This window comes from Sporosarcina sp. FA9 (assembly GCF_051550205.1).
GTDB lineage: Bacteria > Bacillota > Bacilli > Bacillales_A > Planococcaceae > Sporosarcina.
Window position 1 is genome coordinate 3,012,011 of the sequence record NZ_CP188819.1, and the last position, 21,197, is coordinate 3,033,207.

The window sequence follows — 21,197 nt, forward strand, 5'->3', positions numbered from 1 at the left end:
AGGAATTTTAAGTGACAAACGCATTAGTAAGTATCCAAATTATACCGAAAACACCAAATGGCGAGGATGTAATTCCCTATGTCGATGCTGCCATTGCTGTGATTATTGAAGCAGGAGTCCCGTACCAAGTTTCTCCACTCGAAACGACGATGGAAGGTAACTTGACGGAGCTGTTAGGGATTGTCCAGAAAATGAATGATCGAATGATTGAATTAGGCTCACTAAGCATCATTTCACAAGTGAAAATCTTCTATAGACCTGACGGAGCGTCTATGAATGCATTAACAGAAAAATACCGTTGAAGTCTATTTTACAGAGAGGATGGAGGCCATTATCGGTCCTCCTCTTCTTACTTATCTTGTGGGAAATGGCAGGTCGTATTTTGGATATTCCCGTATGGCTACTCCCTGTTCCTTCACAAGTATGGCAAGAGGCAATTCATGGATGGATGCATTATTCGGGGCATATCGTGTCCACAATCCGTCTCACTTTAACCGGATATGCAATTGGAATCAGCGTCGGGCTCATAGTCGCAATTTTTTTATTTAGGCTTCCAGCACTTCAGGAAGCATTCTATCCATTGCTTATTTTGTCCCAAAATATACCCATTATCGTTTTAGCACCTTTACTTGTCATTTGGTTTGGTTTCGGAATGTTGCCTAAAGTAATTGTAATTGTGCTTGTCTGCTTTTTTCCAGTTACCATTGCAACACTTGATGGATTTCGACAAACCGATAAAGATCTACTGCATTATATGAAAATGACCGGTGCATCGAATCGACAAATATTTTGGAAGCTTCAGTGGCCACATGCCTTACCCTCTATTTTTTCAGGTTTAAAAATTGCAGGTACTTATAGCGTTATGGGTGCGGTTATTTCCGAATGGCTTGGTTCAGGTAAAGGGATTGGCGTATATATGACACTTGCTTCGTCTTCATTTAAAACAGATCGTGTTTTTGTAGCAATTTTTTTAATTATGATATTAAGTCTGACCTTTTTTGCAATCATTGCATTGATTGAAAAGTGGGTGCTGAAATGGCAGCGGCAAGGAGGTAATTCACTAGATGGGTAAATTACATTTACAGCATATATCAAAATCATATGAGCCAACCAAAGTACTTCAAGACGTATCATTTCATGTGAATGAAGGTGAATTTGTCACGATTGTTGGACCTTCAGGCAGTGGTAAAAGTACTTTATTTCAACTGATTGGTGGTCTTTTCGCTCCCGATAGCGGCACGATAACATTGGACGGGAAAAACCTTATCAATACTCGCGGACATATTAGTTATATGCCCCAAAACCCATCGCTCTTTCCTTGGCGAACCATTCTGAAGAATGTTTTGTTAAGTTCCGAAATTGCCGGTAAAAAAGATGCTGGTAATGCTTTGGAACTTATTGAAAAGGCAGGTCTTAGTGGATATGAAGATGCTTATCCAAACCAACTGTCTGGTGGAATGAAACAACGCGTTGCGTTCATTCGCAGCCTCAACAGTCCACAGTCCCTTATTTGTTTAGATGAGCCCTTTTCAGCATTAGATGAATTCACTCGTTTTGAAATGCAGGAATGGTTGTTATCCATTTGGAAGGAATACCAAAAATCAATTCTTTTTATTACACATAATATTGAGGAAGCACTTTTTTTATCAGACAGAATTCTAATTCTTTCAGATAAACCTGCTTCCATCAAAAAAGAAATCAGTGTACCCTTTTCTCGTCCACGTACCGAAGATTTATTACTAAGTGATGAGTTCATGAAATTGAAAAGGGAGATTCATAATGAATTACGAAGTTAATAGGACGCACTCAATAATTGATGCACATATCCATCTCGACCAATACGATGCGACCGGTCAGAAAACGATTATTGACTATTTGGAAGCTCCAGCGTCAGACCTCACCGATGTAATTAGCATTTCGATGAACCTTGCTTCAAGTATCCGTAATTTAAAACTATCGGAAGCTCATAGCGGAGTCCATTCCGCATTCGGCTTTCATCCAGAACAAGACATACCTACCGAAAGCGAACTTCAGGAATTAATTTCATTTATGGAATTAAATAAAAATAAGATGGTTGCGATTGGAGAAGTTGGACTTCCCTATTATATGAAGGAAAGTAATCCCGCTCTTCCACTTGAGCCATATATTGAAGCTCTTGAACTATTCATTCGTAAAGCGGGTGCTTGGAACAAACCAATTGTTCTTCACTCTGTATATGAGGATGCGGATACGACTTGTGATTTGCTTGAAAGACATTCTCTAAAAAAGGCTCATTTTCATTGGTTTAAGGGTTCCGTTTCAACAATTGAACGAATGATTGAAAATGGTTACTTCATTTCGGTTACACCGGATTCCGTGTATGAACAGGAAATACAGTCCCTAATTAAGCGCTATCCAATTGAACAAATGATGGTAGAAACCGATGGACCTTGGCCCTTCACGGGACCTTTTAGAAATCAGGTCACGCATCCAAAAATGCTGCACCGCTCCATAGCAACAATTGCGTACATAAAGAAAATGGATTTGAATGACGTATACGAAAAAGTTTATGGAAATACAAAAACCTTTTATAATTTCTGACTCGATTAAAAAGTACTTAAGCAATTAAGAACGAAATTTGCTTAAGTACTTTTCGTAATTATCAATCCATTTATATCCATTAGAATTCACCATATATATGCTTAAAACGACTAATAAAAGCCCCGCGATGAGTGTAAAAGTGGCGGGTTCACCTAAAAACAGGACCCCTACAAAAACCGATATGACTGGAACGAGAAATGTGAAAGAACCTACTTTACTTGCCTCTCCTGCCTTTACAAGTGTGTAGTAAATCACGTAGGCGACAGGTATCCCCATTGTTGCACCGAATCCAAGTCCGAATAAGAAAATCCCGTTCCAATTAATTGCCGCCCAACTTTCAAATGAAGTTCCAGTTATGAGAAGTACGAATCCCCCAATGGTAAATTGCAGCGCAACCATCCAGTAAGCATCTACATCGTTCCCAACCTTTTTAATATAAACAACTCCAAGCGCCCATACGAATGCTGTCAGAAGCCCTAATACAACTCCAATGACGGATATATGAACAATTAGCCCATCAATACTTACGATGATAATTCCAATGAAACCAATGAGTAAACCTACTAGCTTAAGGGCTGTCATATTTTCTCCAAGCCATAACCAGGCAAACAATCCAAGTAACACAGGCTGAAAATACACAAGAACTGAAAAAAGTCCTCCCGGTAAATACATTAATCCCACTGTATGAAATCCAAAGAATAAAACTGTATTAAACAATGCGGATATACAATACTTAGACCAATTGGTACGCCATTTTATTTTGTTGCGTATTTTATATAATGTTACGGCTAATAATAAACCTCCGAATAATGCACGCAGTCCGGCAAACAGAAGTGGAGGACTATGAGGCACGGCTAGTTTATAAATCGGCCAACTTATACCCCAGATGCAGACTAATAGTAAAAGTCCTCCATTCGTTTTCGTAAATAGCCGATTCACGTCTCACTTCCTTAATTTGAATTTGAACGTGTATTATCTTAGTGTATGTTTGCTTCGTTAGTAGTTCCCATCGTAAAAAAACAACAAAAGCGTCGAAGCAAATGAAGATTGCTTTGACGCTTTATTTAAAAAGTATACCATCGTGCAGATGATATCTATCTAATCTCGTAATTAACTATTTGTATATGTTTTAATATCTATTGTAACTTTTTCCAACGCTTCTTGATCAATATCAAAACCAATTCCCGGTTGTTCTGGAACGTGAATATAACCTTCTTCATCCATAACAACTTCAGGTGTGATGATATCCTTATGCCAATATCTTGAAGAAGGAGCTGTGTCACCTGGAATTGTGAAATTCTCCAATGTTGTGATTGCGATATTATGCGCACGACCAATTCCTGACTCGAGCATCCCACCGCACCATACTGGAATGTTTTTCTCTTCGCAGTAGTCATGTATTTTTATCGCTTCCGAAATACCACCTACTCGTCCAATTTTGATATTAATGATTTTACAACTTCCAAGTTCAATCGCATTTTGAACATCTTCCAATGAATGAATGCTTTCGTCTAAACAGATTGGTGTTGTAATTGCTTTTTGTAAAGTTGCATGTTTAATAATATCGTCGTGTGCCAATGGTTGCTCAATCATCATTAAGTTAAGACTATCCATTTCCTTGAAAAGTTCAATATCATCCAATGTATAAGCAGAATTGGCATCTGCCATCAATGGAATATCCCCAAACTTCTCTCGAACAGCTCGGAGTATTTCAATATCCTTACCGGGCTTGATTTTCATTTTGATTTTATTAAAACCTTTGTCTAAACTATCTTGAACTTGTTCAAATAACTCTTCTAATGTTTCTTGTATTCCGATGCTTACGCCGACTTCTATTTTCTTTCTTTTACCGCCTACCGCTTCGGTCAAAGTAATGTTTTTCTTTTTCGCATATAAGTCCCATAACGCTCCTTCAATTGCGGATTTTGCCATATTATTTCGGCGAATACGGCTAAAATCCTTATTGATTTCATCAGGATGTGAAATTTGGTCTTTGCTAAATACGAGCGGTACTAGAAATTCCTCTATAATATGCGAAGCAGTTCCAACTGTTTCCTCGCTGTAATACGGATCCGCACTTACAACACACTCCCCGTAGCCGACAAGGCCTTCACTATAGGCTTCAATTATTAACAGTTCCCGATCTGTCGTTCTGGCAAAACTTGTTTCGAAAGGAAATTTATAATCCATTTTTAGTTTTCGTACTACAATTTTCTCGATACGCATTTGATATGCCCCCTGTTTTTTTACCCACTTATTTCTTCTCGATATTACTTAAGATGAATCCGTGTAAAAAACTCATGCCTTCTACGTTTACACGTGTTAAAGTAATTGTTATTTTGTTCCAGACTTGATAATCGGCAAATATATCCGGGTTTTAGGACAAGAAGATTTTCCCGGAAAACTCGTCCATAAATAGTCGTTAACTGTAGAACATTCCACCCAAGTGTAAACCAAATCTTTCTAATTATCAATTAAACTTTCCGCTTATATTATTAGAATAAAATAGTTTTTTAAAAAATATACTGCCTTCAAAATAAAATTAAGTTAGTAATTGGATGCATTCCCATTTTTTCGGCTTTTGTTCATTTTTTAAAATTTTTTCATAAAAAATTGATTTTGGCTAAAGATAATAACGAATCTTTATAAATAGGGCAGTCTATTTACAAAGATTTAAATAGCAAAGGAGGTGTTCATTAGTGGGAACTATTCAACGAATTGCTTTGGCTCTAGTTATTATTGGTGCAATTAACTGGGGACTTATTGGTTTTTTCAGGTTTGATTTAGTGTCGTCTATTTTTGGTGGACAAGATGCATTTTTGTCTAGGGTAATCTTTGGCCTAGTTGGAATAAGTGGACTGGCTTGCCTAGCTCAGTTGTTTAAACCTATAGAAGAGGTAGAGGTGGATTCAACCCGGCATGTCCATAAGGATCTTAACTACAATACGGAATTCGGCGAGGAACCCGATTTTACAAAACCGAAAGAACCCAAGAAAAAGAAACCAAATGTCAATAAACACAAAGGCAACACACCCAAGAAAAAGTAAAAAAACATTCCCTTATAATGTCTAATCAGCATTGTAAGGGAATATTCGTTTTTTGTTGATTTGCACAGATTTTTAGATCAAAAAATAGCTAAATACTGATTTTGCAATATAAATCGATTCTCTTTCCAACTTAAAGTATTTAAAATATACCCTAAAGAATCCGCATGATATCTTCCGGCAATTTTTTGATAGGCTAACAACTCAAACACTTTATTCGAATCAAAATCTATCGGGTATAAGCCACTTAAAGGATCCACAAAACCTGTTATCGGGCTTTTTAGTTTGCCATTTTTATCGTATATTTCATTTAAATATTCCGGTCCTTTTGTAGTTAGGTCGATGATATACTTTTTATCATTCGCCTTGCTGATCACTTCAACTTTGTAATTGTCTAGGTACATAACATCGTATTGGTATTGATTATTATACACATTATAATCAAAAAGTAATCTCGCTCTATTTCCGACAAAAGAAACAATGTAATAAATTATAATTCCACCACTGCCGCCCGTAGCAATACCTATCAATATTTCATCTACGCCATTCCCAGTAAAATCGCCCAAAAGTAAGGAAGGATTATAGCCTACGTTATCACCTAATTGGATACTTGTTGTGATGCCTGTTTTTCCGTCCTTAATGTGAAGGGTTATATTTTGAGTAAATGGGCTATCCGGAGTTTTTGTGCCCGTTAAATATACGTGATCGATTATTCTATCCCCGGTGACGTCCCCTTGAGCAAACGCAACAATACTTGGCTGACTCATCATTCCCGCAGAATTAGTAGGATTCATAGGATACCCCTTTTCAGAATGAATATGATATACCTATCCTATGACTTACTTGGGGGATTGCTACTCGTTGTAAAATAACTAGATAATTGCCATATGCTTACTATAATTAATGTACGAATAAATAAAAAAACTGCACCTTGGATTGTTAGTGAACTCTAACTTTCCAAGGTGCAGTTCTATTTCAGAAAAGAAAAATCTTATTTAGTTTACTTTATTGAATTCAATTGTCTTTCCTTCTTTACGCCATTCTTTATACTCTGCCGCCGCAGTGAAAAGCACATCCGTTGATGAATTAAGTCCTGTCTCAAAGGAGTCTTGGAGAACACCGATGATAAAGCCTACACCAACCACTTGCATAGCGACGTCAGCCGGTATTCCAAATAAGCTAGCAGCTAACGGAATTAGGAGTAATGATCCGCCTGCAACTCCTGAAGCACCACAAGCACTTACAGCAGCTAATACGCTCAGAATGATTGCTGTAGGAAGATCCACTGGAATTCCAAGTGTATGAACAGCAGCTAGAGTTAATACTGAAATAGTAACAGAAGCACCACCCATATTGATTGTTGCGCCTAATGGAATAGAAACTGAATAACTGTCTTTATTCAATCCAAGATTTTCACATAACCGCATATTTACAGGAATATTTGACGCCGAACTACGTGTGAAGAATGCTGTAATACCGCTTTCTCTTAAACATTTAAGAACAATTGGATACGGATTTTGCCTAATATAAATATATACTAGGATAGGATTGACAACAAAAGCCACGATTAACATAGATCCCACCAGTACGGCGAGTAATTTACCATAGCCTAGTAATGCATCCAGTCCACTAGTTGTAATAGACTCGAACACCAGACCCATAATTCCTAAAGGTGCTAATTTAATAATCCATGTAACAACTTTAGTAATTGCATCTGAAACGTTTGAAATCACCATTTTTGTAGATTCAGCGGCATTTTTCAATGCAAGACCAAGAACAACCGCCCAGGCTAAAATACCGATATAATTTCCAGTAACAATCGCATTAACTGGGTTGTCTACGATGTTCATAAGGAGTGTTTTCAGTACCTCAACAACACCGCTAGGAGGCGTTACTCCCTCTGCACCCGCTACAAGAGTAATATTTACAGGGAACATAAAACTAACAACAACAGCGACTACTGCTGCTAAAAATGTTCCTGTAAGATAAAGAGTTAGAACGGATTTCATATTTGTTTTATGCCCTTTTTTATGTTGAGCGATTGCCGAAATAACTAAGAACAGAACCAAAACGGGCGCAATTGCTTTCAAAGCACCTACAAATATGGCACCAAAAATCACAATTGGTTGTGCAACTTCTGGAATTGTTAGTGCAAGAGCGATACCAACAACTAAACCTATTATAATTTGTTTGACTAGGGTCAATTTATTCCACTGTTTCATTATGCTTTTCATAGTTGTTCCCCCACTCTTTCAATTTGTATTGCAGTATTTCCTTTACTCAGTTATTCATATTTCTAATTAATAGTATTGTACTGATTTATTAGAAATAGTACAATTTAATTATTTAGTTAAATAATTTCATTGATGGATTTACGCTATATTCTATTGTGCCATGCTGTTCCACATTATACCAAAGCAGAGTTTTTCCCAGATTAAAAAGACATGGACTGTCCATGTCTTTCCAAATACTTCTCTTTTTCTTTATAGTCCGGCATAACGCTTCCAACGCGTCTCCAAAATGAACGATCATGATTCATATGTAGTAAATGACAGAGTTCATGAATGATTACGTAGTCAATGACTTCAATCGGAGCCATTGCTAGACGATAATTAAAGGTCAAGTTTTTCTGAGAATTACAGCTCCCCCACTTGCGTTTTGACTCAATAATTTCAATGCTTTTAGATTTCACTTTCAGTTTTTCTTCATATATCTTTATGCGTTTTTCTATAATCTTCTTGCAGTTCGCGAAATAGAATTTTTTGAGATTATTTTTCAGCATCTCTTCATCGTACTCACCAATCTCCATTAATTCATGAAGAAGATGCTCTTTTCCTAAATATAGGAAAGTTCCTTCGTCATGATACTCTCTGATGTTCGTAGTAACCTGAGATGCCTTAATTTCATTCGTTTTTTCAAGTATCCATTTCCCTTTACCCACTACTGCACTCGTTATCATTTCTTTACTCGTGCCATTTGGTGCTTTAAGCGTAATGAAGCCGTAAGAATCTATATGAATCGTTAGCTTCTTCCCTTTTCCATACTTCACATTAAACTCAATTATTTCATTTTCAAATTCAACTTTCATAACGACCCTCATTTACATTAATTCTTCTTAAATAACGACTTTTAATATTCATATCTTAGGAGCGACAGGTACTCTATCATGACTGAAGTGTGATTTCATTTCGTACATCGCCATATCCGCTTGTTGAATTAACGTCTCGAAGTCTTCTCCTTCATCCGGAAAGATTGCGATACCAATTGATGCTCCCATGGACGGTATTTCATTAAGTGTTAACTCATTATTTAACGTATGAATATAATCAAGTTTGAAGTCCGGCTTAATATTGGGGATGATGTGCACAAATTCATCACCACCCCAACGTACGATGACATCATTTTTCTTCGCATTCTTTTTTAGGATATCAGCAACGAATCTTAACAACTCGTCTCCCGTTTTATGACCAAATTCATCATTGATTTCTTTGAAATTGTTCAAATCTATAAGTACAATAGCAAGCTTCTGTTTTTTATTTTTACAACTTGAAACTTTTTTATTAAACACCTTCTCAACTACACGTCGATTATAGGTATTCGTCAGTGGGTCTCTCTCAGCGTAAAACTTAGCCAAATCATATTGTTTACCACCTATAAAGGCTACCGTTAAAAAAATAACCGTCAAGATAAAAAAGTTCGGTTCAAATTTAAGGCCCATATATTGATGGTAATAATAATACCGAAGAATATTGAACATAATGACTACACCTACAGCAAAAACTCTACCCTTGTACCCCATCATTCCCACCCTCACGCACAATTTCCCTTTGTTTACATTACCATACACCTTCACATTTTATTGTTCACTTAATATGTTTGCTAAAAACTCAATATCGTTGTTACCACCAGATAATACAAAACAAACTTTATCATCTGTAGTAGTGCCAAAATCCATATTCATAAATGCTGCTATAGCCATTGCAGACGATGGTTCGATTACCATCTTGCCTTTTTTCACTATAAGTCTCATAGCATCTTTTATTTCTTCATCATCTACAGATTTAACTTCATCAACATACTTTTTTATGATTTCAAAGTTGTTTTGATCAGCTTGGTCCGTTCTAGTTCCATCAGCTATAGTATCTGTTTCATCTAGTTTTATTGGTTTATTGGCGCTAAGACTTTTACTGTATCTACTTGCACCTGTAGGTTCTATACCTATCACCTTTACTTTTGGATTTAGGGATTTAGCGGCCACAGACACACCCGAGATTAAACCACCGCCGCCTATAGGAGCAACGATTATATTTATATCCGGTTCATCTTCAAATATTTCTAATGCTATTGTTCCTTGACCTTCTTTTACATATTTATTAGCATAAGGGTGTATTTCTGTCCTTCCCTCATTTTTAACTATTTCTTTTACAGCTTTGTCCCGAACAGAAGACACCGTTCCTATTAAAAGTACCTCTGCCCCAAAGGATTGGACATTTTTAAGTTTAACTGGATTACAGTTTTCAGGCATTACTATTTTCGCGCTAATGCCTAGTTCTTTTGCGGCCCAGGCAATGCCTTGTGCATGGTTTCCACTTGATGAACAAACAACTCCACATTCTTTTTCCAATTCAGTTAACGCAAGGAGACTGTTGAATGCTCCTCTTAATTTAAATGATCCTGTATGTTGTAGATTTTCCGGCTTTAAATACACCTGACAATTTAAAATACTATCCAGTGCAGGAATTCTTAAAAGAGGAGTTCTTATTATATGTTTCTTTATCCTCTCCCTTGCCTCCAACACTCCTTCAAGATTTATATCGATTGTCATACTATTTCTCTCCCTTCTAAAGTTATTGATTCTAAGAAACTAGATCACTTTTGTATTAGGATAAAATTCATCTTAATGAAAATCAATTCCACTATCAATCTTTTTTCTCAAAAAGTTTTCTCTTTATATTTAAGTAATTGTTCATTTCAAAAATCAAATAAAACAAATTCGCTCTCACTTCAAATTCTTCTCTTATCTTCGGCAACTCCATATCACGAATCAAGGCACTTAATTCCTCTAGCTTGTTTAATGAAATGTCCGTTGTATCTCCAGAATGAACGTTCCGACTTAAGTTTTCTAGGAACTCTGCAAACATTTCTTTCTGTTCGACGTCTAGGCTAGATGAAGAGAAAACAGCAATGATTTTCATCATCTGTTTCAGAAGTTCCAGTTGATCCGCACGCATTTCCAGATAATAATAATCTTTATTTTGTTTTCGTAACAGATGATTTTCTACATCTTGAATGGCAATACTTTTGGATTCATTAATCAATTCTTCTACCTCTAGTATTTCCTTTCCATCCCAGCTTCGCATACCATCCCTTAAATGTGCAGAGAATTCAAAGAGAATAACTTCAAACTTTTGTTCAATCTCCTTCTTAAAGTTTTCAATATCTCGCTTGAAACTTGGCATGAAACTATTGACGAGAAGAGCAATTCCCATACCGATGAAAATAATATAGAGCTCGTTCAGAAACATAGTCCAGTTAGCATCCCTTACCGTATAAACATGTAATACGACAACCATACTTGTGACAAAACCACTCTGGATACGAGCTCTTACAAGAATTGGAACAAAAAATAAAATGAATATGGAAAAAACAATGGGGTTATAACCTAATAGTTCAAACAATAACGCACCAAGAATCAAAGATAAAAGAGAGGCAAAGAATTTATCCTTTATTGTAATTAATGTCTTTTTCTTCGTTTTCTCGATACACATTATAACAATAATTGCTGCAAATGTTGCAAATTCCAAATCCAACAAACTCGCAATCCACATCGCCAGCCCTGCCCCTACGGCTGTTTTAATCGTCCGATAGCCCATACCAACCATGTAAGCACCATCCTAATTTTTTCTATGTAAATCCCTGCACACCATAACTGGTTGACATCAGCTTCGATGAATATCCATACATTTGTAGTATATTCCAAGAATAGTTTTCGGACTATTCCTCAAAGTTCATCTACCTATAGTTTAACACGTCGATAATGAATCGTGATATACATCCGAGCGTAGGTATTTCCAAATTTACAAAGTGCCTGTTTCAAAAAAACTAATTGTTTTAGAAACAGGCACTTTTATTTTTTATTTAATAAAGCGACAGGCCGAGCAAAAAGAGGGCACCTTATAGATATACAGCTCTCATTAGGATATAATTTTACTAAGAAGATTTCCTCATAAAATATATGGAGGCTCACATATGAAAGTTTCAGCAAAAATAAACATCAACAGCACTAAAGAAAAAGTATGGGAAGTGATTGCCGATATTGAAAACTCAGTCAATGTCATCAGTGGGATTATCAAAATTGAAATCCTAAACCCAGCTGGGGATAACCTTGTTGGATTGAAGTGGAAAGAAACTAGAAGGATGTTTGGAAAAGAAGCTGAGGAAGTTATGTGGGTGACTCACAGTAAGAAGTACGATTATTATCAGACGAGAGCTGAAAGTCACGGTGCCATCTACCTGTCCCGTCTAAACATTACTGAAGAGAATAATGGTGTCGTAACTCTTGAGATGTCTTTTGAGGGTCAAGCTTCAAGTTTGATGGCTAAAATCATGAGTGGAGTCTTCGGAACTTTCATGAAGAAATCAATGACAAAATTACTTGAAGTAGATCTCGAAGATATAAAAAAATCTTGTGAAACGCAATAGTTCACTGATATCAGTATTCCCGTTAATTTTAACGGGAATATTTATAGTATCTGAATAAATTTCTTGTAAAAAAGTTGTCTGCCCAGAGAGTAGACAACTTTTTAACTTCAGTATATTTGATAAGTGATTAAACAAACTCCAACCAAGAAACACACTCAACATGTGTTATCATCACAGACTAATAGATTTTCGCGGAAGTATGATTTTGCGTGGATCTATTCCCCCATATTGTTATTTTACCTGAAGGCAGCTGGCTTGCCTGCTGAAACACCTGCTTCAGCCTTTCAGGACCAATCATACCCACAGAGGCTTAAAGTCAAGTCCTTAACCGCTTATCTATGATTACATATAAACAAAGGTAAAGGGTGCACTACATCAATATTTAAGATCGTATACTATATATAATTGTTCTTTAGTCTAAGTGAAAAAATCACAAACTGTTACATTTTCTATTATTATGCTAACATTAATTTTCAAATTAATAACTATATTCATATTAAGGCTTTGGATTCCTTTATTTTTTGCATCAAACCCCTATGAATTTTTCAGAGGTAACTAATTATTATGTCGTTTGTTAACTTCAATCGTAATGAACTCCGGCAAATAGCTGGGAGTACATCCTTTTGCTACTATTTCATCTTTGCAAAGACCCGTTTTCTCACCAAATTTAATACAACGTGCACGATTCTTTTCATCATAAACGCCTATCCAGCCTGCGGTGAAATTCATAGCCCATTGAACTTCCGGTTCTTCCTGTGTAATATTAGCTTCTAATGCAGATAGCAAGTCTGCGGTGTTATCAGGAGGTGTTTGTCCAGTCCATCTCAATCGCCCTTGATAATACCAGAAAGCTCGCCTTTGTAGAGCAGAAGGACTATCCTCCCATGACTCCATCAATGCAATTTTCTTCTTGTCTTTTGTGAGCTGATTAGCCATTAACCAATCCATTAAGTTATTTCGCTCATCAAAAGTGTGAGTCTCCATATCCTTATCAAGCTTATTTAGAACATCTTGTGAAAGAAGTTTTTTGTCCATAATTAAGATTGCTAATAGCCTGGGCAAAAACTCTTCGGTTGACCAAAGTTCCATAGCTAGTTTGTGATCTTTTTTAATGTTCTTCGCGATTTTTCGTAAGTCGCCTAGCTTAGTTTTACTATTGATCTGAGTTAGAATATTTTCTGCTTTTGAAGAGCGTTTTATTTCTGTACCTTTATTTTCAGTCATTTTATACAACTCCTTTCTTAAAGCACTGTTTCATATTATGTCCTTGACGGGATATATCTGAACTTAATTTCATTATAAGGCTTATTGCAGTGGTGTGCCTCCAAAGGTTACCTTTTTTAATATTGTAGCATATATCGTATTAAAGCTTTCTCCACCTATAATAGAAGAGCAACCATCTTTAATTAATTAAAACATTTACTTCCTTTTATTTGGATACGAATAGAGCATTCCTTTTTAAAGAAACGCACCCGTTCGTAATATAAGGTTAGCCAGATTTTTTCTGGTTGACCTTTTTTCATATGGTCTTATTATAATGATAGTCGGGGTAGAACGTCGCACCCGTGGGACTTAATCCTGTCAAGTAAACTGTTGACCTCCTACTTGTAAAAACATGTTTCAGGCTGGTTGGGTGAAGGATTCCGTTTAACAAGCGAACCTATGACATTACAAGAAGCTTTCGGGGTAAAAATCAGCCCTAATACAGGCATATAGTATTCTGTTGAAATTTATTTTAAATTCACCTCTCAGGTTTTTCCGAATATACTACTCTAATAAAATTATTATACGTGAAAGGAAAATGTTATTATGCAACTTAAGGTTAGCAGGTCTTTATTTTCACTTACGGAAGTAAGAACTGTTGAAGTGCAGGTAGATATGGGTAGGAATATTGATTTAAGTCAATTGGAGTTTCAATTTGGCGGAAAGAGTCTCTCTGAGTGGAAAAAATGGACAAGCGGGTCAAGTTTTAACGGAAATCCCTTTATTACAATCGTCGAAAAACCTCACTTTATTGGAGGTACTGGGATTGTCAAAGCCACCTTAAAGTTTGATCTTCTATTTAATAGAGAGAGTCTTGCCGAGAGATCCATTCGAACACAATATCAACAGTTTATTGGAAGTTATGAATTAGCTATGATTGATCCGCGAACAAAGATTAAGGCTTCTGCTACTATCCAGCTAAATATCTATGATGAATTCCTTTTTCATCATGAACTAAAGCCGGAAATAGATCAAATCTTTAAACAAGCTTATAAAAAAAATAATCGATACCTTAAATACCAAAGTCTTGGAAAGTCCGTACAAGGTAGAGATCTTCATTTTGTTATTTTGGCAAAGAGTAAAGCTACAGTTGACAGATATTTAAATGTCACACTTCCAACGGCATTAGAACAACCTGAGAAATTGATAAATCAACTGGATAACGGCTTAGTCGGTGAATATCAGATTCCCATTTGGTTTAATAATATTCATCCCGATGAAATTGAAGGGCCCGATGCTCAAGTTGAATTATTGAGAAAGATTGCCCTTGAGGATAGGATTGCGGTTCATACAGTTCAAAATGGCAGAAAGGAAACAATAACCCTTAACGTGAACGAAATTCTTAATAATGCCATTTTTCTATTCATGTTTACAAATAATCCTGATGGAAGAGCTGCGAATAGTAGAAGAAACGCAAATGGCTTTGACTTAAACCGCGACAACCATTTTCAAACTCAGCCCGAAACAATTCTTGTCACCCAGGAAATTGCCAAATGGACTCCCCTCTCATTCCTAGATATGCATGGATATATTGGTAGATTCTTAATTGAACCAACCACTCCTCCCCATAATCCAAACTATGAATACGATTTGCTTTACAATAATATGATCAGACAGGCTCGTTCTATGGGGGAAGCGGGATTAGGAAACTCTGACTTTAAGTCCTATGTCATTCCAGCACTAGATTATAAAAACGGTTGGGACGATATGTCTGTCGGCTATACACCAATGTATGCTATGCTGCATGGTTCGCTTGGTCATACAATTGAAATTCCAACATTGAGTCAAGATGGGTTTCATGCAATGGTAGGCATTGGGCTGGGAGCCGTCCTTTTTGTAAATGAAAATAAAGATCAATTGTATAAAAATCAGCTTGAAATCTTTAAGCGCGGCGTAAATGGTGAGGATAATCGTTCAGTCGATAAGTATTTTGTGAATGCTTCAGGAAAATCCATTGGAAGAATAAGAGGTAAGCATACAAACTTCTTCCCCGATTACTATGTGATTCCCATTGGTCCAAAACAACAAGAAAATAAATTAGAAGCTTATAAAATGGTCCAATATTTATTGCGTAATGGCGTAAAGGTAGAAAAACTAACAAAAAATACTGTAGTAAACGGGATCACTTATACAAAAGGGACTTTCGTTATTCCTATGAAACAGTCAAAACGCGGGGTAGCCAATGCCATGCTATATAAAGGTGATGATGTTTCAGACTGGGAAGCGATGTATGATTCAACGATAGTAAATTTACCAGATTTAAGAGGATTTACGGTACATGAAATTCGCAATAATGATGCTTTTAATCAAAATAGTATTAGAATTAGGAGTACGGCGCTTCCTAAAGGTTTTATTCACACAAAAGCACCCTTCCATGTGTTATCTAATACAAATAATGACACAATTAAACTTGTAAACAATCTTCTAAAGAATGGGGCCATTGTTGAAAAGGCACTTGAAACAAGAGGATTAATAAATAAAGGCGATTTTATTGTCCGAACAAAAGATTTACAGAATTTCGGCAAGAACTATTACTTCATAGCTAAATATTTATATACTTCCATTCCTGTAAAGACAATGCACTTGAAGCAGCCGAAAGTAGCTGTCACTGGGTCCACTCAATTGAAGTTTACAGTTTCGGAGCTTGGCTTTGAAATGGTCAAACAAGCGGATGCCGACGTAATTGTTAGCGATAGCAGCAGCATCCTTGTATCGAATTTACCTGGAAAAGTATTTGTAGGAATTGGGTTTGATACATTAAAAGCTGTCCAAAGTAGAGGATTACTGCCTGGTTTTAATATAAACTACACGAAAAATGGCCATGAAGGCTTAGTCAAAGCAATAATCAAGAACCACCTGCTTACCTCTGGCTATCAGACCGATGAAATTCTTTTTACTACTTCTGGAATGTGGATTACTTCAGTACCCGCGGGAGCCGTAGTACTTGCTTCCTTCAGTAATAGTAATGATTTCTTTGTATCTGGATGGTGGCCTGGACACGAAAATGGAAAAGGACAAATACTTGCCTTGACCCACACCTTAAAGAATACAACTTTCAACCTTTTCGCCAATGACCTGGCCTTTAGAGCACATACGCATAACAGCTATCGCTTCATAGCCAATTGCATCTTTGATTCGTAGGATAAATGTTTTGAGAGAGAAATGAGCCATTAAAAAAAGGTGCCTTGTCCTCCCGGTGTTATTAAGCATTACTTAAATGGGGGGCTGGTACCTTATTTCAATAAAATGTGTTTAGGAAAAAAACTTGTTTATTCAACTGGATATGAACTTTCCACCTTTTTATTTCCACCAGATTCATCAAGATTCTGGTTGGCCATTTATACTATAAATTTCTTTCCCTACTATATTATTATGTTCTATCAATTGTTCATTGCCTATTTTTCATAATGAAGTATGTCAATTTTTTTGGGGGGTTACAGTCCTGTCCATTTAAAACAATCCGTTGTATCTTTACCCTATCCCAACCCGCATTTTTGACTTTTCGTTAAAATAAAGCCACGCTACCTCCCCCTCGTTTTCACACATTTCCGATCACGTTTTTCTCGATTTAAATAATAAAGATTGTCGAGTGAAAGAGAGGATAGAGTCAGGAATGGCAAGGGTCAAAGAGATTTTGGGTAAAGACCCTTGTTATAAAAAGTTGAAAATAGATGGTGTGAATTTTTTATTAAGTAAAAGGGTTTATTTTGGAGCTTCAAATCAAAGTGACAACCAAGCCACACACTCCACGTGTGAGGAGTGCTGACGTAGACAAATAATGAGAAGTGCGTGTATTCACCTAGATTTCTTATGCACGGATATCTTTCAAAGCTCAGATTAAAACTAAACATTTATTTAAAAAACTGATTGCCTCTTATTCAGAAGCAACCAGTCCAACTTTATGATGAAGCCATTGATCCCAAAAGTTCTTGAACGCTGTTAACTTTCGTATAAGGAGCAAACTCACCGTATACCCTCATAACCGATTGTAAATCAGCTCCGCCCAAAACACCTAGCTGAAAATCAATTCCACGATTCGACTTCATGACGTTAATCGCTTCAACTTTAGATAAAGGTAAAATAGAAGTTCCCTTTATCCCCGTTCTTCTCGCGTATAAAAATGATGAACTCATTTTACTCTCCTCCTCGATTTGCATGTAGAATCTTATACAAATAAGTTTCGAATGATAACTCGACACTTTCTGGTTTACTTGGCCACGCATCAAGAATCACACGTAAATCACGACTATATTGAAGCGATTCTTCTTCAGGCTTTTTCTTATAAATCACTTCATGTGTATAGAAATGAAGAACCGCATCCCTGAATGTCCAAAATTGTAGATTGAAAAGCATATTAAAATCCGCATCTGGTATAGCCTAGATGCGGATTTTCAAATAGGATGTGATGCTAATGTAATTATAAGAATTTATTTTAATGTTCATTTTGAACAATCCTAATTAAGTTGTTTTTGTTTTTCTTGGATTTCTATTACATAACAGAATATTTAAACAGCTACATCCTTTATAGTCGATGCAGTCAGATAGGCTTCCAAGCGTTCAAATATCTTTCCAATTTGTTCAACTTCTTCTTGTTGAATAAATTTTTCCAGTAAATTTACTGACTCAAAGAACTTGATATTTACGGATCTAGTTTTCTCCGCTGAAATAATTTGTATTTCCCCTAGCTCTTTTAGATTGTCTACTTCAGTGGCTGGTAGATGAAAACTAAAACCTTCAAACTCAATAAGAATTAAATAGTGGTATTTTTCATTCCATTGACTTTTTTGTTTATGAAACCCTGAAACCTTTGCTTTATCTTCATTTAATAACTTCCTGATGACACTATCTTTCAGTTGATACAACTTCTCCTGCCTAGTTTTGCTGCGTTTAACAACGCTATGCTCTCCTTTGGAATAGCTTTCAGTTTTGGTATCTCTACTTATTTTTGCAGATTTGTTGATTGTATATAGTGCTTCCGCAATGTTCAAATTATTAATCTCCAGCTCCCTGACTTTCCTTCTTTTAATTTCGATTGTATTATTAATATGAAAAAGATTGAACTTTTTCCAGCCTGCTGGAGTCATAGCCATCAAGGTTGCATCATTTTCACTCTCGTCTAATGGTTTTAGTCCAAACTCTGTATTTAATGTGGTTTTTGTGTAATAACCTTCCCCCACCCTATTCCACCCAACAAAATGCGGTTTTCCCATTTTCCAATTCCTCCTCACTTTTAGTGATTTAAGTTTAGTAAATTAGGCCACTTTTAACATTACTAATCTATTTATTCAGTCATTAGAAGGCGAAGAATATCAACGATTATTCTTCAGTTGCTGTTGTTTTGCATGCTTGATTTTTATGCCTTATCACATTCGGATAGCGGAGTTTAACTTTGTCATCATTAAGAAAGGCTTGTATATATGAATTTCTTAAGTGGTCCACATCTCTATTCAGAAGCTTCGACAATGACCGATTACTAATTCTAAATCCACATATTCAAACTCATTAGGCAGAGTAGATTTCGGATTAAATTCAGCAATTTCTTTTAACTTCCGCTGTTCCCAAGCACCCTTGAATCCCGGGAACCTTATTTCGGGTAAATTTTTGTTACTTTCATTCATTTCTGCTCACCTTGTATCTTTCTAATCTCCCTGTCAAAATCAGAGACGACTTTTTGATGTTTGTTGAATTCTTTATATTCACCAATCGCTTTTTGCTTTGCTGCATTCTGCGTAATACGTCCGTACCCATCCAATACTTCATAACGATTAAACTTTAAAAACTCATCAATACTTGTTGCAAAATCTTTCATACCAAGTAATGTTTCATCTTCAAGTAAGCGCTCGACATAGTCAAAGTAAGCAGAAATATTACGCTCAAGACTGCGGATTTCCTTACCGGATAAATAATTTTTCGCGACTACCACATCTGATTGTAGAATACGCCCGTCAGGTGAATTTTTCCATGATGTAAGCCCTAAATGTTCTTTATTTTTATCCACACTACCATAAACAATTTCTGCCGCTGTTTTGCCAGTGATCGCATAATGAAACTTGTTTTGCACCGTGGCATAAAACCTTTTCGTTATATCCGAATTTTCATCGTAATCATAAGAAATTTCTGCAAATACATCGGTTATTTGCTGCCAAACTCTACGTTCACTTGCCCGAATAGAACGAACTGTTTCAAGTAACTCGCGGAAGTAATCTTTACCAAAGACAGTTTCGCCCTGTTTCATACGCTCAACATCAATCTTGAATCCTTTTTGAATATACTCCTTCAACACATCCGTTGCCCAAATACGAAACTTAGTTGCTTTTTGGGAATTCACACGATATCCAACAGATATAATGGCATCTAGGTTGTAAAACTTCACATCTTTAGTTTGCGTTTTTCCTTCAATAGCACCGTGCTGAGTGGTATGTGCAATTTCTGCACATACCACTTTTTCATCGAGCTCACCAGTCACAAAGATATTTTTCAAATGACGAGAAATTGATGTTCTATCGACATCGAACAATTCTGCAATAGTTTTTTGGGTTGCCCAAATCGTTTCATCTTGAACAAGAACTTCCACTTTTTCATCAGCACTATACATTAAAAATTGTATTTCGTTCATTATAAGCTCCAATCTACTCACTTTTTTGATTTTTTCGCCCCGTTTAATTTTCCGCTAATTCATCCGCTAATTTGTAAATCGCTTCACGCAGACCGTTTCGATATTTAATTTTAGACAATAACTGTACTTCTTCATCATGTGCCATTGTCTTATAATCGTTACTTGCCCCGGCGATTATATTCCGAATTTGCCCCGTATCATCCAAGTCTTGTAAACCAAAACGGTGCCGACTGAATAGCTCACGCATTTGAGCACTCGTAATAATATCAGTAATTCCCCACTTCACTCGAAAATCTAGGAACATTCTATCTAAATTCACATTATTAGCAGCTTGAATGATTTCTTCACTATCAGATAGTTTCACAGGGTATTTGAAGTTTGAACCTGCTGGTGGGAAGTCCCCTTTGATGATTGCGTTTGCAGCATTCATAATCTTAGCAGCATAATTCCGATCATCCAATCCATTTGCAAATTGATTGATTTTCTCTTGTGTTTCCTGGGCCTCCACTATTTGACCATCATGGACTTGATTCAATAATTGCTCAACTAATTCTGTTAAATAGTCATAGTCAATTTTAACATCCTTGACGTGTGTCATCCTTAATTCAATCTGATAGAGAGGAATTTTCTTCTCTTTGGAAATATGTTGTTTCAATTCATTTGTTAATACAGTCGACAACATCACTTCTTGTTCCGAAGTCATTCCTAGATTTTCAACCAACTCATCAGGATTGTCATAGTTGAAACCTACTACATTCCCATCAACCTCTTCAGGGTCATATTGCTTTAACTTCGCCATGCCAACATTATATTCACGTAATAAATCGAGCATATATTCTTTCTGTTTTTCAGACGGTGGTAGTTGTTGGAATTCACTAGTTAAGCTTCCTAATGTCCCAACCACTTTCTTCACTTCATTGAACACTTCTTCAAATGGTTTAGCAATGATCCCATCATTTTGGTTAGATTTACGTTATTCATCGTCTGAAAGA

At 36.3% G+C, this 21,197-nt stretch carries 22 protein-coding genes; 7 read left to right on the forward strand and 15 right to left on the reverse strand.

The genetic code is table 11. From position 1 onward, the window contains the following. Positions 1-11: 11 nt before the first annotated feature. From ACP8HH_RS15375 to ACP8HH_RS15390, 4 genes are read left to right on the forward strand one after another with little or no spacing between them, the layout of a single operon-like run. Complete coding sequence (locus tag ACP8HH_RS15375) at positions 12-302, forward strand: thiamine-binding protein (protein WP_438312784.1); 291 nt, start codon at positions 12-14, stop codon at positions 300-302. Then, complete coding sequence (locus ACP8HH_RS15380; protein ID WP_438312787.1) at positions 299-1,072, forward strand: ABC transporter permease; 774 nt, start codon at positions 299-301, stop codon at positions 1,070-1,072. The genes ACP8HH_RS15375 and ACP8HH_RS15380 overlap by 4 nt, the downstream gene beginning before the upstream one ends. Next, entirely contained in the window at positions 1,065-1,796 is a 732-nt protein-coding gene (locus ACP8HH_RS15385; RefSeq protein WP_438312790.1) for an ABC transporter ATP-binding protein, read from the forward strand. The genes ACP8HH_RS15380 and ACP8HH_RS15385 overlap by 8 nt, the downstream gene beginning before the upstream one ends. Further along, positions 1,780-2,580: a TatD family hydrolase gene (locus ACP8HH_RS15390; protein ID WP_438312793.1), complete on the forward strand. Its 801-nt coding sequence runs from the start codon at positions 1,780-1,782 to the stop codon at positions 2,578-2,580. The genes ACP8HH_RS15385 and ACP8HH_RS15390 overlap by 17 nt, the downstream gene beginning before the upstream one ends. A 24-nt stretch (positions 2,581-2,604) precedes the next feature. On the opposite strand, the gene ACP8HH_RS15395 is transcribed toward ACP8HH_RS15390, so the two are convergent. Continuing rightward, positions 2,605-3,519: a DMT family transporter gene (locus ACP8HH_RS15395; protein WP_438312796.1), complete on the reverse strand. Its 915-nt coding sequence runs from the start codon at positions 3,517-3,519 to the stop codon at positions 2,605-2,607. 171 nt (positions 3,520-3,690) lie between these two features. Continuing rightward, positions 3,691-4,806: an o-succinylbenzoate synthase gene (menC, locus tag ACP8HH_RS15400; RefSeq protein ID WP_438312799.1), complete on the reverse strand. Its 1,116-nt coding sequence runs from the start codon at positions 4,804-4,806 to the stop codon at positions 3,691-3,693. 473 nt (positions 4,807-5,279) lie between these two features. On the opposite strand from menC, the gene ACP8HH_RS15405 reads away from it, so the two are divergent. Further along, a complete protein-coding gene (locus ACP8HH_RS15405) occupies positions 5,280-5,627 on the forward strand; it encodes a DUF378 domain-containing protein (protein WP_438312802.1) in 348 nt (115 codons plus the stop codon). A 77-nt stretch (positions 5,628-5,704) separates the two neighbouring features. Here ACP8HH_RS15405 and ACP8HH_RS15410 read toward each other — a convergent pair whose 3' ends face one another. The 6 genes from ACP8HH_RS15410 to ACP8HH_RS15435 form a co-directional block, all read right to left on the reverse strand. Continuing rightward, entirely contained in the window at positions 5,705-6,418 is a 714-nt protein-coding gene (locus tag ACP8HH_RS15410; protein WP_438312804.1) for a VCBS repeat-containing protein, read from the reverse strand. Between the two features lie 201 nt (positions 6,419-6,619). Then, on the reverse strand, positions 6,620-7,858 hold the full coding sequence (sstT, locus tag ACP8HH_RS15415) for a serine/threonine transporter SstT (protein WP_438312805.1): 1,239 nt from the start codon (positions 7,856-7,858) through the stop codon (positions 6,620-6,622). 200 nt (positions 7,859-8,058) lie between these two features. After that, positions 8,059-8,712, reverse strand: coding sequence for a M48 family metallopeptidase (locus ACP8HH_RS15420; protein ID WP_438312807.1), 654 nt, complete (start codon positions 8,710-8,712; stop codon positions 8,059-8,061). A 48-nt stretch (positions 8,713-8,760) separates the two neighbouring features. After that, a complete protein-coding gene (locus ACP8HH_RS15425) occupies positions 8,761-9,426 on the reverse strand; it encodes a GGDEF domain-containing protein (RefSeq protein WP_438312809.1) in 666 nt (221 codons plus the stop codon). A 54-nt stretch (positions 9,427-9,480) separates the two neighbouring features. Further along, positions 9,481-10,449, reverse strand: coding sequence for a threonine ammonia-lyase (locus ACP8HH_RS15430; protein ID WP_438312811.1), 969 nt, complete (start codon positions 10,447-10,449; stop codon positions 9,481-9,483). A gap of 94 nt (positions 10,450-10,543) precedes the next feature. Then, positions 10,544-11,506 (reverse strand): aromatic acid exporter family protein, encoded by a 963-nt coding sequence (locus ACP8HH_RS15435; protein ID WP_438312813.1) that lies wholly within the window; start codon positions 11,504-11,506, stop codon positions 10,544-10,546. A gap of 367 nt (positions 11,507-11,873) precedes the next feature. Between ACP8HH_RS15435 and ACP8HH_RS15440 the strand changes: the two genes are divergently transcribed. Next, positions 11,874-12,326, forward strand: coding sequence for an SRPBCC family protein (locus ACP8HH_RS15440; protein WP_438312815.1), 453 nt, complete (start codon positions 11,874-11,876; stop codon positions 12,324-12,326). 555 nt (positions 12,327-12,881) lie between these two features. Here ACP8HH_RS15440 and ACP8HH_RS15445 read toward each other — a convergent pair. Beyond that, positions 12,882-13,550 (reverse strand): DNA alkylation repair protein, encoded by a 669-nt coding sequence (locus tag ACP8HH_RS15445; protein ID WP_438312817.1) that lies wholly within the window; start codon positions 13,548-13,550, stop codon positions 12,882-12,884. A gap of 585 nt (positions 13,551-14,135) precedes the next feature. Here ACP8HH_RS15445 and ACP8HH_RS15450 point away from each other — a divergent pair. Continuing rightward, positions 14,136-16,730 carry a M14 family metallopeptidase gene (locus ACP8HH_RS15450; RefSeq protein ID WP_438312818.1) on the forward strand — a complete coding sequence of 865 codons (2,595 nt, stop codon included), beginning with the start codon at positions 14,136-14,138 and terminating at the stop codon, positions 16,728-16,730. A gap of 758 nt (positions 16,731-17,488) precedes the next feature. On the opposite strand, the gene ACP8HH_RS15455 is transcribed toward ACP8HH_RS15450, so the two are convergent. The 6 genes from ACP8HH_RS15455 to ACP8HH_RS15480 form a co-directional block, all read right to left on the reverse strand. After that, on the reverse strand, positions 17,489-17,722 hold the full coding sequence (locus tag ACP8HH_RS15455; RefSeq protein ID WP_438312820.1) for a hypothetical protein: 234 nt from the start codon (positions 17,720-17,722) through the stop codon (positions 17,489-17,491). A gap of 1 nt (position 17,723) precedes the next feature. After that, positions 17,724-17,942, reverse strand: coding sequence for a hypothetical protein (locus ACP8HH_RS15460; RefSeq protein WP_438312822.1), 219 nt, complete (start codon positions 17,940-17,942; stop codon positions 17,724-17,726). A 152-nt stretch (positions 17,943-18,094) separates the two neighbouring features. Then, a complete protein-coding gene (locus ACP8HH_RS15465) occupies positions 18,095-18,799 on the reverse strand; it encodes a YkyB family protein (RefSeq protein WP_438312824.1) in 705 nt (234 codons plus the stop codon). A 237-nt stretch (positions 18,800-19,036) separates the two neighbouring features. Then, the gene (locus ACP8HH_RS15470) at positions 19,037-19,207 is read right to left on the reverse strand and encodes a hypothetical protein (protein WP_438312826.1); all 171 of its coding nucleotides are present in this window, start codon (positions 19,205-19,207) and stop codon (positions 19,037-19,039) included. Continuing rightward, a complete protein-coding gene (gene rhuM, locus ACP8HH_RS15475; protein WP_438312828.1) occupies positions 19,204-20,205 on the reverse strand; it encodes a RhuM family protein in 1,002 nt (333 codons plus the stop codon). The genes ACP8HH_RS15470 and rhuM overlap by 4 nt, the downstream gene beginning before the upstream one ends. A gap of 43 nt (positions 20,206-20,248) precedes the next feature. Next, positions 20,249-21,118 carry a type I restriction endonuclease subunit R, EcoR124 family gene (locus ACP8HH_RS15480; protein ID WP_438312830.1) on the reverse strand — a complete coding sequence of 290 codons (870 nt, stop codon included), beginning with the start codon at positions 21,116-21,118 and terminating at the stop codon, positions 20,249-20,251. Positions 21,119-21,197: the final 79 nt, after the last annotated feature.